This window comes from Helicobacter pylori, from assembly GCF_014497725.1.
GTDB classification, from domain to species: Bacteria; Campylobacterota; Campylobacteria; order Campylobacterales; family Helicobacteraceae; genus Helicobacter; species Helicobacter pylori_DE.
Window position 1 is genome coordinate 17,554 of sequence record NZ_JACTGF010000002.1, and the last position, 14,615, is coordinate 32,168.

Sequence of the window (14,615 nt, forward strand, 5' to 3'; positions counted from 1 at the left end):
CTTTTAGAATTTAGCGAAATTAGGCTCTACTTTGAACTCGTTTAAAGACTGCCCTTTAAAATCCATCACATGCACCGAGCATGCGATGCATGGGTCAAAAGAATGGATAGTCCTAATGATTTCTAAAGGTTGGGTTAAATCAGCGATTTTAGTGCCAATCAAGCTCATTTCATAAGCCCCCCTTTGGTTTTTGGAATCTCTAGGCCCCGCATTCCAAGTAGAAGGCACTACCGCTTGGTAATTTTCCACCACGCCGTTTTTAATGCGCACCCAATGGCTTAGCATGCCCCTTGGCACTTGACCAATGTAGCGCCCTTTATATTCTTGATTTTTATCAATGTGATAAGGAGTGCAAGTGCTTTGATCGCTTTTTAGATTTTCCACTAACGCATCAAACGCCAAAAGGCCATTATCAGCGATCGTTTTGGCTTCAATGCACCTTGCAGCTGTGCGCCCAAGCGTTGAAAACAACGCCTCTAAAGGCAGTTTAGTGTCTTTTAAAAACTTCGTAGCCACTTCAGTAACATAAGGGTTTTTCGCCGCTAAACCTACCACTACGGAACTTAAAGGGCCTACTTCCATGGGCTTACTATCGTATCTGGGCGATTTGATCCAAGAATATTTATTTTTAGTGTCAAGCACTTTAGCAGGGATGATTTTATTTTCAATCCCCACGCTCTCGCCGTCTTTTAAACCGGTATAATGCGGGTTCGTTTGCCCGTCATAAGGGTGGAGTTGCACCTCTTTAGTGTCTTCATATTGATACCAAGAATGCGTAACTTCTTCTTTAATCAAACTCTCATCAATGGGGTGCAGTTTAGAAATATCCCCATCAAGCACCACCCCACTACTCAAAAGGTATTTATCCTTCCCGAGCAACACTTCTTCATAAGCGATAAAATTCCTTAAGCCACAGCCTTTAATAACGGATGGTTCGTTAGCGAACATTTCGCCCGCCATCACCAAATCAGGGTAGTAAGCATGGTTGATAAAATTGGCCACCACTTCAAACTTGCTCTTCCATTCAGCCAATCTCGTCGGATCCAATATGTCCATAACACTCGTAACACCCCCCACCGTTAGGCTTTGTGGGTGAGGCTGTTTGGCCCCAAAAATAGCGGTCATTTTCGCCGCTTCCCTTTGGATTTCTAAAAGCTTGAGGTAGTGGCTTAAGACGATTAAATTTTGCTCTGGGCTTAAACGATAGGTTTTATGCCCATAGTAGCCGTTACTGAAAGGCCCCAAAGATCCGCCTTTAGCGAAATCACTCAAGCGTTTTTGAACCGCTTTTAATTCACCGGCACCGGTATTAATGGGATAAGGGCTGTATTTGAAAGAAAGTTTTGAAGCTTCAAAAGGGTCGGCTTTTAAAGCGCTCATAATATCGCACCAATCAAGCCCATGCAAAGTATAGAAATGCACCACATGATCATGAAAAAGTAGTGCCATGTTCATCAAAGATCGCACTAATTGCGCGTTTAATGGGGGGGTGATGCCTAGAGCGTTTTCTACCGCAGTGATACCAGCCTTATAATGCGAATAAGTGCATACCCCGCAAATCCTTTGAGCGATAAAACCCGCATCTCGTGGGTCTCTGCCCTTAATGATCGTCTCTAGCCCCCTAAAAAGCGTAGAAGAAGAAAACGCATCAGTGATCACATTGTCATCATCTACGATCACTTCAATCCTTAAATGCCCCTCAATCCTGGTGATAGGATCGACTACAATTTTTTTTGACATGTTAATCCCTTACTCTTTGTTTTTGATCGCTTTAGAAAGGAGCGCATGCGCGGCAATGCCAATAGCGGTTGCGCTGAGTAAAGTTGTGCCGACTTTATCCGCTACTTTATCAGCCCCTAATCCATCAAAGGCGGTTTTAATGGAGCGATTCGCCAAAGGCTCTTCAAAAGGACTCATCGTATCCCAAAAATTAGGCTCAGAACACCCTATGCACCCATGCCCTGCGCCTATGGGCCAAGAAGTGTGTGAATTGAAGCGGAGTTTGGAGCAATTGTTGAAAGTGTAAGGCCCTTTACAGCCCATTTTATACAAACAAAAGCCCCTTTTAGCGTTTTCATCGCCAAAATGTTCCACAAATTCGCCCGCATCAAAATGCCCTCGCCTTTCGCACAAATCATGGATCCTGTTCCCATAAGCCCAAGAGGGGCGGTTATACGCATCCAATTTAGGGAGAGCCCCAAACATCAAGTAATAAAGCACATTGCCCACGATATTTTTTTCACTGGGCGGGCAACCGGGAACATTAATCACGGGTTTATCAATGATTTTATGCAAGGGTTGCGCGTTAGAGGGGTTAGGGTAAGCCGCTTGCACGCCCCCAAAACTTGAGCATGTGCCTATGGCAAAAATAGCGGCTGCGTATTGAGCGGCTTTTCTGCACTCTTCAGCCCCTGTTTCAGCGTTTGGGCCTTGAGTGAGGAAGTACTCGGTGCCTTGGGGGATACCGCCTTCTACCATTAAAATGTAATTGTTTTTATGCTTTTCTATGGCGTCATGCAAGCTTTTTTCAGCCTGAAAACCGCTCGCTACCATGATCGTCTCATGGTATTCTAGGTTGATGTAATCAAAGATAATGCTATCAATGGTGGGGTCTGCACTCCTTAACAAACTTTCGCTACAACCGGTGCATTCTGCCATGTGCAACCAAATCACGGGCAATCTGTTAGCCACCTCCACCGCTTTCAAAGTCAAGGGAGCAAAACTAGCCGGCAAGGCTAACGCTGTGCTCATCATGCCCGCCCACTTCAATAAATCGCGCCTAGAAATGCCCGCACCCTTAAACTCGTCTTGCAAGTTTTTATGCTCGTTATGAGCGTTAAACGAACGAATGATATCAAGGCGTTCTTCAATCTTTTGATAGGTCTTTTTTTCATCGTAGAACATCGCCATTCCTTCATAAAAATTTGCATTATCTTAACATAATAAAAATAGAATAGCCTTACTATTGGTTTATTTTGGATAGAATTCCCACTTATTTTATTAAAAAAGGAACAAAATGAAAAAAGTACTCATCATTAATGGAGCCAAAGCGTTCGGGAGCTCTGGAGGGAAACTCAATGAAACCTTGACTGACCATGCAAAAAAGACTCTAGAGTCTTTAGGGCTAGAAGTGGATACAACGATCGTGGATAAAGGCTATAATCATAGCCAAGAGGTGGAAAAGATCGTTAGCGCTGATGCGACGATTTGGCAAATGCCTGGCTGGTGGATGGGAGAGCCTTGGATTGTGAAAAAATACATTGATGAAGTCTTTAGCGTAGGGCATGGGAAACTTTATGCTAGCGATGGCAGGAGTTCGCAAAACCCCACTAAAAACTACGGGAAAGGGGGCTTGATGCAAGGCAAAAAATACATGTTGAGCTTGACCTGGAACGCTCCCATTGAAGCCTTTAATGATCCTAGTGAATTTTTTGAAGGGGTGGGTGTGGATGTTGTGTATTTGCATTTGCATAAGGCGTTCCAATTTTTAGGGCTTTCAGCGTTGCCTACTTTTATTTGCAACGATGTGGTGAAAAACCCCCAAGTAGAGCAGTATCTTAACTCTCTCACCACGCATTTGCACCAAGCTTTTGGCAAGTGATTTCAAAATAAGGGTTTTTTTACCCCCCATTTTTTGGGGCTTGTTTGTTACACCATAAAGTCTCTGGGATTGAGATCGCAGCCTAAGATGAGATCTTTAAGATTACTGCCTGTAGTTTGATAACTCGCATTGCTCACAAAGTAGAATCCGTATTTTTCAAAAGGCACAACCAAAGTGCCATCTCTATCCCTTAGTTGCGCTTTTGCTTTATCCCAACAAATATATTTTTGAAATTCATCGTCTGTGTAGCTTTCAAAGGCTTCTCTGGCGTTTTCTAGCAAGTAGTCTATGACAGCGCTAGCCAATTCCTTAGCGTTTCTTACTGGTTTCCTTTGGCCATTGGGGAGCTTAACGCTTTGAAGATTATGTTTAGTTAAGTCATCATCAAGGGTTTTACTAATCTCTCTTGCGCGGTATTCTTTAGGCAAATCTTTAAACAATCCCACTTGACAAAATCGATCCGCTAAATATTCGCTCCTGGCCTTCACTTCCTCTATCCCCCAAGAATGGGTGTTATTGATGAAATAGCCGTTTAAATGCAAGGAGCTGTATTCTTCCATAAGCGCAATTTTTGCCTCGTAAGATTTGTTGCCAAGCCTTTGATTTTGCCCTGATAAGGTTAGATTCCCAAAATTATTAAGGTAGTCTTGCTCAAAAGTGAAATAATCCCCCACCCTATCGCGCCATTCTTGGGTGGGGGTTTTGGGGTAGAAATGCTCCACTTCTAGATTTTCTTCTCTTGGCGGTTCAGCGTTGCTTAGCTTTTCTATCTCAAGCAAAATGAATTTGCACACTTGATTCGCTGCATAAGCGTTACGCACAAGAAACGCCGCTTTAATTCGATCATCATTAGGGAACGCCGCTTGACCAACGCTCTTACCCAGATAGTGCTTGAGCACATCGGCTGAAACATCTTCCCCTAGCTGTCTGTATAAAGGATAAAGAACTTTGTTAAGCGCACCGGTAGGATCCCCGCACACACTTCGGCGCACGAAGTAGCTGATAAGGATTTGCAAGATTTCGCAGAAGTTTTCATAATCCAATTTGCCTTCTTCAAAATCTCTAGCGCAACGCAAAATAAAGGGCTTTGCCACGCCAAATTTGATTTTCATAAGATCTTTAATGTGCAGGCGTAAATTCGCTAACTGCTGTGGGTCCCCACGCTCTAAAAAATAATGATCTCTGTCTAAAAAGATTTGATAGATTCTGCCATACTCACGCATATCGCTCATAAGACCTTGTATATCATCAGAGAAATTGTCTCTGTGGTGGGCTTTTAGCGTGTAATACACTTCACGCCCTCCCTCTTTAAATTTATCTTCAAAATAGATTCTCAAATAGGTTAGAATGAAATCATTCAAATCCCTTTCGCCAAGCCAATCTTCTAAAGGAACCCAATAAGTCTCATAAAGGTGTTTCTGTCTGTCAGAATTTTCCCCCATCATCAGATAGTTGCGGATGAGATCCAGCCCTTTTAATTGCACGCCGGTAGCGTTAATGCTTTCAAACACCACTTGCGGATCGTCTTCGCCCAACTCTAAGCCTATGGCTACGATTTTGAGCCGCAAAAACGTACCATAAATCTCTTCTATGCGATACCCTTTGCTGATATAATTGTCAAGCTCTTTGGTGAAAAATTTATAATTATTCTTGATGTGTGATAAGCCCTGTATTTCATGCGATCGATTTTGCATGACCAGATCAAAGGCTTCTTTGTCGCTTTTAATAGGCTTTAAGCGCAGCTTTTGTCCCGAAAGATTGAGCAGTCCGTCAATCTCTTTTTTTATCTCTTCATTTGGTATCTTGGTCTCTATGGCTTTAAGCAAAAGCATGAGAGTGGTAACCCTTTGCTGCCCGTCAATGATGACAAATTCTTGCAGTTTCCTTAAGCTCTTTTCATCATCAAAAAAATGCAAAATATAAGTGATAGAACCCATGAAATGCGTTTTTTTATTTTGAGAGATACTGATAATATCTTGCAGTAATTTTTTACAATTTTCTTCTTCCCAAGTGTAGTTCCTCTGGTATACAGGGATAGAAAATATCGTGCCTGTTAAGGCAAAAAAGTCGTTAATGGTGCTTTCTGTCGCTTTCATCGCTTTTCCTTTTAAATAAGATTAAAATCACACCGAGTATTAAATCAAAAAAAAAGGAGCTTAAATTTTTGAAAAAACCGCAATTTGCGGCTGAATTTATCTAAAAAAAGATAAAAGAGCTTGCACAAAGCAAGTAGTAATCTCTTAAAAATGCGATCTTTAGGGGGTTAAGTTAATGGGAGCGAGAATGGTTTCAAAATACCCCCTATTCTCTTAAAAAATTGCTATTACTAGGGTATCTCATAAGAATTGTATGGCATGAACAAGCGCCCGTAATTAGGGTTCACGCGCAATAAATGCTCTTTGAAATTCCCGTAATTACGACAGCTTGACTCAAAACCATTATCGCATGCATACGAGAATAAATCCAAAGCCCTTTGATCGTCTTGAGGCACGCCTAAGCCTTTTTGATACAACACGCCTAAATTGTTACAGCTCCCCAAAATCCCCCCATCGCATGCCATTTGAAAATACTTCGCCGCGTAGTGGTTATTCAAAGGAGCCCCTAAATCCCCATTCGCATAAATCCAGCCTAAATTCGCGCACCCCATCATATCCCCAGCGTTACAAGCCAAATAATTCAAATCCACTTGACTGAGTTGTGCTTTATCAATGCCATAAATATTATTCACATTAGACATCAAGCCCAGATTGTAGCACCCCATATCATTCCCATTTTCGCATGAAAATTTATAATAACTTATCGCTTTGTAATAATCTTTTGGGACCCCACTCCCATTAGCAAACATCCACCCCAAATTATTGCATGCGAGCATATCCCCCCCTTGACAAGCCACCGCATACAATTGCAAGGCGTTTTCTTTGTCGTTTGAATCAGCGTTTTTCTTGTTTTCATACATTTGAGCTAAATTCGCGCAAGCGGTCGCATCGCCCCCACTGCAACCCATTTCATAATAGCGAGCGGCTTTTAGTCTGTTGGTTTGGATCCCTACCCCATTAGCATACATCGCTCCCACTGCAAAACACCCGGCCGCATTGCCGTTATCGCACGATTGGGAAAAAAGCTTGAAAGCCCCTTGATAATCGCCCTTTTTAGCCAAATCAATACCGGCAGAAAGCTCGGTTTGAGCGTTTTCAGGCGATCCCAATTTGTCTAATAGATTGGAGTTATCGTTTTTAGGGGTGATTTGGGTGTTAGGGTTTGGCGTGCCCTTGGCGTTAGCGGGGTTTAATTCGGGGGGCGTGTTTTTTGGGGCTTGATTGTTTTCTTCAGCGCCGCTAAGCTGTAAGATTAAAAAAACAAGCAATAACAAACTTCTTTTGAGCATTTTTTTAATCCTTAATGCAGGTTTTGATTCAACTCAATTTTTTTCACGCTCCTAAAAGCGATCAGCTTGCCATTTTGACTATTGGAACGAAAATGCACGCCATTTTTTCCGGAAAGCTCTTTGCCTTTGTAAAGGTTGTTGGCATGTTTTTCTAAAGCACTATTCACTTCTAAAAGCTTTTTAAACTCATTTTCTTCAATTTCTATCACGCTCCCAGCTAGTATGGCAACGCCTGCATCCACAATACAGCCATCGCCTAAACTAATTCCGGTAACGCTATTAGCCCCTAGCAAACAATTTTTCCCGATGCTAATAGGGTTGTTATTCCCTCCGCTTAAAACACCTAAAACGCTCGCTCCCCCACCAATATCAGTGCCTGCTCCCACCACCACTGATGAAGAAATACGCCCCTCATTCATGCACACTCCCATAGCCCCTGCGTTAAAATTCACATAACTCGCCCCGGGCATTTGGGTATAACCTCCGGTCCCTAAATACGCCCCAAAGCGCGTTTTTGAGCTATCCAGTAAGCGGATATTGTCAAACTCAGGGATTAATTGCATCAAATAGCGCGGGAATTTATCTATAAAATCAATGCTAGGGAAATGGCCTCGCATTTTTAAAGCCACTTCGTTCGTTCTAAGCCATTCTAATTCATAAGGCTTGTTGCCACTCCAAGCCGCATTAGAAAGCTGGTTAAAAATGCCCTCTAAATTCAAACTCCTCAAAGGGGCTTTACCTAAAGAGAGCGCTAAAAGTTTCATATACGCGCTCTCCACGCTCTCGCAAGGCTTATCTTCATACAAGATCACCAAGCGATAAAGAGACTCCCCATTATTATTTTTCAAACGATTTTCTTCTAAAGCCTTTAAAAGCTCTAAAACCACTTGGATGTTTTTATGAGCCATTTTATTAGAATAGGCTTCATTCAAAAAGGGCGTATAAAACTCTAGCGCTTTTAACACAAAACTTTCATCAATCTCAATGACGCACTCGCTCGCGCTTCTTTTTAGGATTTTTTCTTTAGAAAGCGAGTTGCAAAACACTGCATAAGAGCCTAGATTTTCATCTTTCCAGTTCAAAACAGGATAAGTGGCGCATAAAATCTTTTTGGAAATAGGGGCAATATCCACTCTAGCAATGCCAAAACCTAAAGGCTCTCTATAACAACTGGATTGCTGGTAGTTGCTCACAAAATTTTTAAACTTATTGATCATGCCTAATCCTTTAAACTTTTTTCTCTTTCTTTAGCTAAATTTTCCACTTCTATCACAAAAGTTTCAAACAAATCCTTTTCAGCCAGTTTGTGAATGACTTTACCCTCTTTAATGATCAAACCGCTGCGATTCCCAAAAGCGATCGCCATGTCTGCATGCTTGGCTTCACCTAAAGCATTCACCACGCAACCCATCACGCTAATGTCTAAAGGGGTTTTAATGTGGCTTAGGCGTTTTTCTACCTTGCTCGCCATATCCACTAAATTGGCCTCAATGCGCCCGCAAGTGGGGCAAGAAATCAAATTAATCCCTTCTTTCAACCGCCCGCTATGGCGCAAAATCGCTCTAGCCACTTTGATTTCATTTTCTAATTCCCCTGTAATGGATACGCGCATCGTATCCCCAATGCCCTCCATTAAAAGCCCCCCTAAAGCCATGGCGGATTTGATACTGGAGCTAAAAAGATTACCCGCTTCAGTAACCCCCAAATGGAAAGGATAGATCACAAGAGGGCGTAGCATTCTGTAAGCTTCTATGGTGCGCATCACATCGCTCGCTTTTAAAGAAATCTTAAAATCAGTAAAATCCAAATCTTCTAAAAGTTTGGCGTTATACAAAGCGCTTTCTACCATGCCTTTTGGGGTGGGTCCGTATTTTTGATCAAACTGCTTTTCTAAACTCCCGGCATTCACGCCAATTCTTATAGGAATATTTTTTTCTTTGCAAGCATCAACCACCGCTTTGATTTTGTCTTTAGAGCCGATGTTTCCGGGGTTAATCCTGATCGCATCCACGCTTTGAGCGGCAATGAGAGCGAATTTATAATGGAAATGAATATCAGCGATTAAGGGCAAAGGGGACACTTTTTTCAATTCTTTTAAGGCTAGGGCGTCCTTTTCATTACTCACCGCCACCCTCACTAAATCAGCCCCGGCGAGCTTGAGTCGGTCAATTTGATTTTTAGTGCTTTCAATATCAGCGGTTTTACTAAAGGTCATGCTTTGCGTGCTTATGGGAGCATCACCCCCTATGGCCACGCCACCGATAAAAATTTGCTTGGTCTTCACTCTGTTTTCTAGCATTAAACCTCTTCATCAGTTAAATTCTCACTCGCTATTATACTCTTTCTTAGTGGTTTCACACCATAACGCTTAAATTTTAGGTAAGATTAACTATTCCATTTTAAGATTAAAGTAGCCCTATGACCTTTGAGCCTTATCCTTTTGAACGATTAAGAGCCTTGTTTAAAGAAATCACCCCTAAAAAAAGGGGGCTAGATTTAGGCATCGGCGAGCCGCGATTTGAAACGCCTAAATTCATTCAAGACGCTCTCAAACAGCATGCTCATTCGCTCAATATCTACCCTAAAAGCGCGTTTGAAGAGGGTTTGAGAGAGGCTCAAAGAGGTTTTTTTAAACGCCGTTTTAAGGTAGAATTGAAAGAAAACGAATTAGTTTCCACGCTAGGATCTAGGGAAGTGTTGTTCAATTTCCCTAGTTTTGTTTTATTTGATTATCCAAACCCCACTATCGCCTACCCTAACCCCTTTTATCAAATCTATGAAGGATCGGCCCAATTCGCTAGAGCCAAAAGCCTTTTAATGCCCTTAACTAAAGAAAATGATTTCACGCCAAGCTTGAATGAAAAAGAGTTGCAAGAAGTGGATTTAGTGATTTTAAATTCCCCTAACAACCCCACCGGAAGAACCCTTTCTTTAGAAGAGCTGATCGCTTGGGTCAGACTCGCTTTAAAGCATGATTTTATTTTAATCAATGATGAATGTTATAGTGAAATTTATGAAAATACGCCTCCCCCTTCGCTTTTAGAAGCTTGCATGCTAGCTGGTAATGAAGCGTTTAAAAATGTTTTGGTTATCCATTCGCTCTCCAAACGCTCCAGCGCTCCAGGGCTAAGGAGTGGTTTTATCGCTGGGGATAGCAGCCTTTTAGAAAAATACAAAGCGTTTCGCACCTATTTAGGCTATACGAGCGCTAATGCGATCCAAAAGGCTAGTGAAATCGCTTGGCTAGATGATACTCATGCAGAATTTTTCCGCAATATTTATGCGAATAATTTGAAACTAGCGCGAAAAATCTTTAAAAACACGCTCATTTATCCTTATAGTTTTTATGCGTATCTGCCCGTTCAAAACGGCGAAAATTTTGCCAAAACGCTTTATCAAAACGAAGGCATTATTACTTTACCGGCTTTGTATTTAGGGCGTAACCATATCGGCACTGACTATGTGCGTTTAGCCCTTGTCTATGACACTCCCCTTTTAGAAAAGCCTTTAGAAATCATAGAAGCTTACCGAGAAAACCATGCTTGAAACCCCAAAAGTTTTACTCAAAAACTTACAAGATTGCAAGATCCATTTTATCGGTATAGGGGGGATTGGTATTTCAGGCTTAGCCAAATACCTTAAAGCGCAAGGGACTAAGATCAGCGGATCTGATATTGCCATAAGCCCTAGCGTTAAGTATTTGAAAGCTTTAGGCGTAGAAATTAATATCCCGCATGATCCAAAAGCGATCAATAATCAAGATGTCATTATCCATTCAGCCATTATCAAAGAAGACAATACCGAAATACAAAGGGCTAAGGAACTAGGAATCCCTATTTTGTCTCGTAAAGACGCTTTGTATTCTATCCTTAAAGACAAGCGCGTTTTTAGCGTGTGCGGGGCTCATGGAAAAAGCAGTATCACGGCCATGTTGAGCGCGATTTGCCCCGCTTTTGGAGCGATTATTGGGGCGCATTCTAAAGAGTTTGATTCCAATGTGCGAGAGAGCGCGAATGATAGCTTGGTTTTTGAAGCCGATGAGAGCGATTCAAGTTTTTTATTTTCCAACCCTTTTTGCGCGATTGTGCCTAACACAGAGCCAGAACATTTGGAGCATTATGATCACGATTTAGAACGCTTTTTCTCCGCTTATAAATATTTTTTAGACCATGCTCAAAAAAGAGTGATTTATAAAGAAGATCCTTTTTTAAAAAACTATTCTAAAGACGCCATTGTTTTAGAAAAAAAAGACATTTATAATATCCAATACATTTTAAAAGACGGCGAGCCTTACACTTCGTTTGAATTGAAAAATTTGGGGGCTTTTTTGGTGTGGGGGTTAGGCGAACATAACGCCACGAATGCGAGTTTGGCCATTTTAAGTGCTTTAGATGAATTGGATTTAGAAGAAATTAGAAATAATTTATTGAATTTTAAAGGCATTAAAAAACGCTTTGATATTTTGCAAAAAAACGATCTCATTCTCATTGATGATTACGCCCACCACCCTACTGAAATCAGCGCCACTTTAAAAAGCGCTAGGATTTATGCTAACTTATTGAACACGCAAGAAAAGATTGTAGTGATCTGGCAAGCGCACAAATACTCTCGCTTAATGGATAATTTAGAAGAGTTTAAAAAATGTTTTTTAGAGCATTGCGACAGATTGATTATCCTACCCGTTTATAGCGCGAGTGAAGTTAAAAGAGACATTGATTTGAAAGCCCATTTTAAGCATTATAACCCCACCTTTATAGACAGGGTGCGTAAAAAAGGGGATTTTTTAGAGCTGTTAGTCAATAATAATGTGGTAGAAACGATTGAAAAAGGCTTTGTGATAGGCTTTGGAGCGGGGGATATTACCTATCAATTGAGAGGCGAAATGTAATGGGTGCAGCGGTTGTTTTATTTTTAACGCTGATTTTATTGTTTTTAGTGTTAAGGGATTTTGGTTTAGTTAGCCCTAAACAAAAGATTTTAGCTTTTTTAATCGTGGGGATTATAGGGGCAAGCATCAGCGTTTATACTTACAAACAAAACCAACAAAACCAACAAGAAATCGCTTTGCAAAGAGCGTTTTTAAGGGGGGAAACTTTGTTGTGTAAAGGCATTAAAGTGAATAACCAAACCTTTAATTTAGTGAGCGGGACTTTGAGCTTTTTAGGCAAAAAACAAACCCCTATGAAAGACGTTCTTGTGGATTTGGATTCTTGTCAGACGCTCCAAAAAGATCCCTTAATCCAACCCTAATGATGAATAATAATAATAGTAATAATACCCTACCCAAACCTCTAGAAGAAAGCCTGGATTTAAAAGAGTTTATCGCTCTTTTTAAAACCTTTTTTGCCAAAGAAAGAGATACTATTGCTTTAGAAAACGATCTCAAACAGGCTTTCACTTATCTAACTGAAGTGGATTCGATCGGTTTGATCGCCCCTAAAAGCGTGAAAGAAAGCGATCTCATTGTTATCAAACTCACCAAATTAGGGACGCTCCATTTAGATGAAATTTTTGAGATTGTCAAACGATTGCGCTACATTGTCGTTTTACAAAACGCTTTTAAAACTTTCACGCATTTAAAATTTCATGAACGCCTTAACGCTATTGTCCTGCCCCCTTTTTTTAATGATCTAATCGCTTTATTGGATGATGAAGGGAAAATCAAACAAGGGGCGAACGCTACCCTAGACGCTTTGAATGAAAGTTTGAACCGCCTTAAAAAAGAGAGCACAAAAATCATTCATCATTACGCCCACTCTAAAGAGCTTGCTCCTTATTTAGTGGATACGCAAAGCCACCTTAAGCATGGCTATGAATGCCTTTTATTAAAAAGCGGGTTTTCTAGCGCGATTAAAGGCGTTGTGCTAGAAAGGAGCGCTAATGGCTATTTCTACCTCTTGCCTGAAATCGCCCAAAAAATCGCGCAAAAAATCGCGCAAATTGGTAATGAAATAGATTGCTGCATTGTTGAAATGTGTCAAACTCTAAGCCGTAGCTTGCAAAAACACCTTTTATTTTTAAAATTCCTTTTTAAAGAATTTGATTTTTTAGACAGCTTGCAAGCCAGGCTCAATTTCGCTAAAGCCTACAATTTAGAATTTGTCATGCCAAGTTTTACGCAAAAAAAAATGATTTTAGAAAACTTTTCACACCCCATTTTAAAAGAGCCAAAGCCCTTAAATTTGAAATTTGAAAAATCCATGCTCGCTGTTACCGGCGTGAATGCGGGCGGGAAAACGATGCTCTTAAAATCGCTTTTAAGCGCGGCTTTTTTAAGCAAGCATCTCATTCCTATGAAAATCAACGCCCATCATTCCATTATCCCCTATTTTAAAGAAATCCACGCCATTATCAACGACCCCCAAAACAGCGCGAACAATATTTCTACTTTTGCAGGCAGAATGAAGCAATTTAGCGCTCTTTTATCCAAAGAAAACATGCTTTTAGGCGTTGATGAAATTGAGCTAGGGACTGATGCTGATGAAGCGAGCAGTTTGTATAAAACCCTGTTGGAAAAATTGCTCAAACAAAACAACCAAATCATTATCACCACGCACCACAAACGCTTGAGCGTGTTGATGGCAGAAAACAAGGAAGTGGAATTACTGGCCGCTCTTTATGATGAGGAAAAAGAACGGCCCACTTACACTTTTTTAAAAGGGGTTATTGGCAAAAGCTATGCGTTTGAAACCGCTTTGCGCTATGGCGTGCCGCATTTTTTAATTGAAAAAGCGAAAGCCTTCTATGGCGAAGATAAGGAAAAATTGAACATTTTGATTGAAAATTCCAGCGCGTTAGAAAGGGAATTGAAGCAAAAAAATGAAAGCTTAGAGAACGCTTTAAAAGAGCAAGAAGATTTAAAAAACGCATGGCTTTTAGAAATGGAAAAACAAAAAGAAATCTTTCACCATAAAAAATTAGAATTGGAAAAATCCTACCAGCAAGCCTTAAACATCTTAAAAAGCGAAGTCGCTTCAAAAGATACCAGTTCCATGCATAAAGAAATCCATAAGGCGAGCGAGATTTTAAACAAGCATAAGACAGACCAAGAGATCCCACAAATCATAACAAGCTTTCAAATTAACGAAAAAGCGCGTTATAAAAATGAAAGCGTGATGGTTATACAAATTTTAGACAAGGGCTATTATTTGGTAGAAACCGAGCTTGGCATGCGTTTGAAAGCGCATGGGAGTTGGTTGAAACAAATCCAAAAACCCTCTAAAAACAAATTCAAACTCCCTAAAACAACCATCCCCAAACCTAAAGAAGCGAGCTTGCGCCTTGATTTAAGGGGGCAACGCAGCGAAGAAGCCCTAGATTTACTAGACGCTTTTTTAAACGATGCGCTTTTAGGGGGTTTTGAAGAAGTGCTTATTTGCCACGGCAAAGGGAGCGGGATTTTAGAAAAGTTCGTGAAAGAATTTCTAAAAAACCACCCCAAAGTGGTGAGCTTTAGCGACGCTCCCATTAATTTAGGCAGCAGTGGGGTTAAAATCGTTAAATTGTAGTTTTTGGTGCTTTTTTATGGGGGGGATTAATATAAAAATCCGCTTTAAACTATAAAGCCATTTCACACCAACACCCAATAAGAACAAAGCCTTTTTAAAAGAGCGTTAAAAAGGGTTTTTA

11 protein-coding genes are annotated in these 14,615 nt (G+C 40.8%); 5 read left to right on the forward strand and 6 right to left on the reverse strand.

Annotated elements, in window-relative coordinates:
* Nucleotides 1-3: 3 nt before the first annotated feature.
* Both H7N69_RS02060 and H7N69_RS02065 read right to left on the reverse strand, forming a co-directional pair.
* Nucleotides 4-1,740 (reverse strand): nickel-dependent hydrogenase large subunit, encoded by a 1,737-nt coding sequence (locus tag H7N69_RS02060; RefSeq protein WP_097691420.1) that lies wholly within the window; start codon nt 1,738-1,740, stop codon nt 4-6.
* 9 nt (nt 1,741-1,749) lie between these two features.
* Entirely contained in the window at nt 1,750-2,904 is a 1,155-nt protein-coding gene (locus H7N69_RS02065; RefSeq protein WP_187884650.1) for a hydrogenase 1 small subunit, read from the reverse strand.
* 112 nt (nt 2,905-3,016) lie between these two features.
* Here H7N69_RS02065 and mdaB point away from each other — a divergent pair, with 112 nt between their 5' ends.
* On the forward strand, nt 3,017-3,601 hold the full coding sequence (gene mdaB, locus H7N69_RS02070; protein ID WP_079300975.1) for an NADPH:quinone oxidoreductase MdaB: 585 nt from the start codon (nt 3,017-3,019) through the stop codon (nt 3,599-3,601).
* A 47-nt stretch (nt 3,602-3,648) separates the two neighbouring features.
* Here mdaB and H7N69_RS02075 read toward each other — a convergent pair whose 3' ends face one another.
* From H7N69_RS02075 to ispG, 4 genes are all read right to left on the reverse strand, one after another.
* Complete coding sequence (locus H7N69_RS02075; protein ID WP_187884651.1) at nt 3,649-5,697, reverse strand: DUF262 domain-containing protein; 2,049 nt, start codon at nt 5,695-5,697, stop codon at nt 3,649-3,651.
* 230 nt (nt 5,698-5,927) lie between these two features.
* A complete protein-coding gene (locus tag H7N69_RS02080) occupies nt 5,928-6,986 on the reverse strand; it encodes a tetratricopeptide repeat protein (protein WP_187884652.1) in 1,059 nt (352 codons plus the stop codon).
* Nucleotides 6,987-6,997: 11 nt separating this feature from the next.
* Nucleotides 6,998-8,203: a 2,3,4,5-tetrahydropyridine-2,6-carboxylate N-succinyltransferase gene (locus H7N69_RS02085; protein WP_187884653.1), complete on the reverse strand. Its 1,206-nt coding sequence runs from the start codon at nt 8,201-8,203 to the stop codon at nt 6,998-7,000.
* A gap of 2 nt (nt 8,204-8,205) precedes the next feature.
* Nucleotides 8,206-9,285 carry a flavodoxin-dependent (E)-4-hydroxy-3-methylbut-2-enyl-diphosphate synthase gene (ispG, locus tag H7N69_RS02090; protein WP_000892453.1) on the reverse strand — a complete coding sequence of 360 codons (1,080 nt, stop codon included), beginning with the start codon at nt 9,283-9,285 and terminating at the stop codon, nt 8,206-8,208.
* A 119-nt stretch (nt 9,286-9,404) separates the two neighbouring features.
* Here ispG and H7N69_RS02095 point away from each other — a divergent pair, with 119 nt between their 5' ends.
* Genes H7N69_RS02095 through H7N69_RS02110 form a run of 4 tightly spaced genes read left to right on the forward strand, consistent with a single transcriptional unit; the run spans nt 9,405 to nt 14,494 of the window.
* Nucleotides 9,405-10,532 carry a succinyldiaminopimelate transaminase gene (locus tag H7N69_RS02095; RefSeq protein ID WP_187884654.1) on the forward strand — a complete coding sequence of 376 codons (1,128 nt, stop codon included), beginning with the start codon at nt 9,405-9,407 and terminating at the stop codon, nt 10,530-10,532.
* A complete protein-coding gene (murC, locus tag H7N69_RS02100) occupies nt 10,525-11,874 on the forward strand; it encodes a UDP-N-acetylmuramate--L-alanine ligase (protein WP_187884655.1) in 1,350 nt (449 codons plus the stop codon). Before H7N69_RS02095 ends, murC begins: the two co-directional genes overlap by 8 nt.
* Entirely contained in the window at nt 11,874-12,236 is a 363-nt protein-coding gene (locus tag H7N69_RS02105; protein ID WP_000500506.1) for a hypothetical protein, read from the forward strand. Before murC ends, H7N69_RS02105 begins: the two co-directional genes overlap by 1 nt.
* Nucleotides 12,236-14,494: an endonuclease MutS2 gene (locus tag H7N69_RS02110; RefSeq protein WP_187884656.1), complete on the forward strand. Its 2,259-nt coding sequence runs from the start codon at nt 12,236-12,238 to the stop codon at nt 14,492-14,494. The genes H7N69_RS02105 and H7N69_RS02110 overlap by 1 nt, the downstream gene beginning before the upstream one ends.
* The last annotated feature ends 121 nt before the right edge of the window (nt 14,495-14,615 follow it).

What these genes read in the sequence shown, in the direction of transcription:
- H7N69_RS02060 (WP_097691420.1), bottom strand. Translation starts at nt 1,740, where the DNA reads ATGTCAAAAAAAATTGTAGTCGATCCTATCACCAGGATTGAGGGGCAT.
- H7N69_RS02085 (WP_187884653.1), bottom strand. Translation starts at nt 8,203, where the DNA reads ATGATCAATAAGTTTAAAAATTTTGTGAGCAACTACCAGCAATCCAGT.
- H7N69_RS02080 (WP_187884652.1), bottom strand. Translation starts at nt 6,986, where the DNA reads ATGCTCAAAAGAAGTTTGTTATTGCTTGTTTTTTTAATCTTACAGCTT.
- H7N69_RS02110 (WP_187884656.1), top strand. Translation starts at nt 12,236, where the DNA reads ATGATGAATAATAATAATAGTAATAATACCCTACCCAAACCTCTAGAA.
- H7N69_RS02095 (WP_187884654.1), top strand. Translation starts at nt 9,405, where the DNA reads ATGACCTTTGAGCCTTATCCTTTTGAACGATTAAGAGCCTTGTTTAAA.
- H7N69_RS02105 (WP_000500506.1), top strand. Translation starts at nt 11,874, where the DNA reads ATGGGTGCAGCGGTTGTTTTATTTTTAACGCTGATTTTATTGTTTTTA.
- ispG (WP_000892453.1), bottom strand. Translation starts at nt 9,285, where the DNA reads ATGCTAGAAAACAGAGTGAAGACCAAGCAAATTTTTATCGGTGGCGTG.
- H7N69_RS02065 (WP_187884650.1), bottom strand. Translation starts at nt 2,904, where the DNA reads ATGTTCTACGATGAAAAAAAGACCTATCAAAAGATTGAAGAACGCCTT.
- murC (WP_187884655.1), top strand. Translation starts at nt 10,525, where the DNA reads ATGCTTGAAACCCCAAAAGTTTTACTCAAAAACTTACAAGATTGCAAG.
- mdaB (WP_079300975.1), top strand. Translation starts at nt 3,017, where the DNA reads ATGAAAAAAGTACTCATCATTAATGGAGCCAAAGCGTTCGGGAGCTCT.
- H7N69_RS02075 (WP_187884651.1), bottom strand. Translation starts at nt 5,697, where the DNA reads ATGAAAGCGACAGAAAGCACCATTAACGACTTTTTTGCCTTAACAGGC.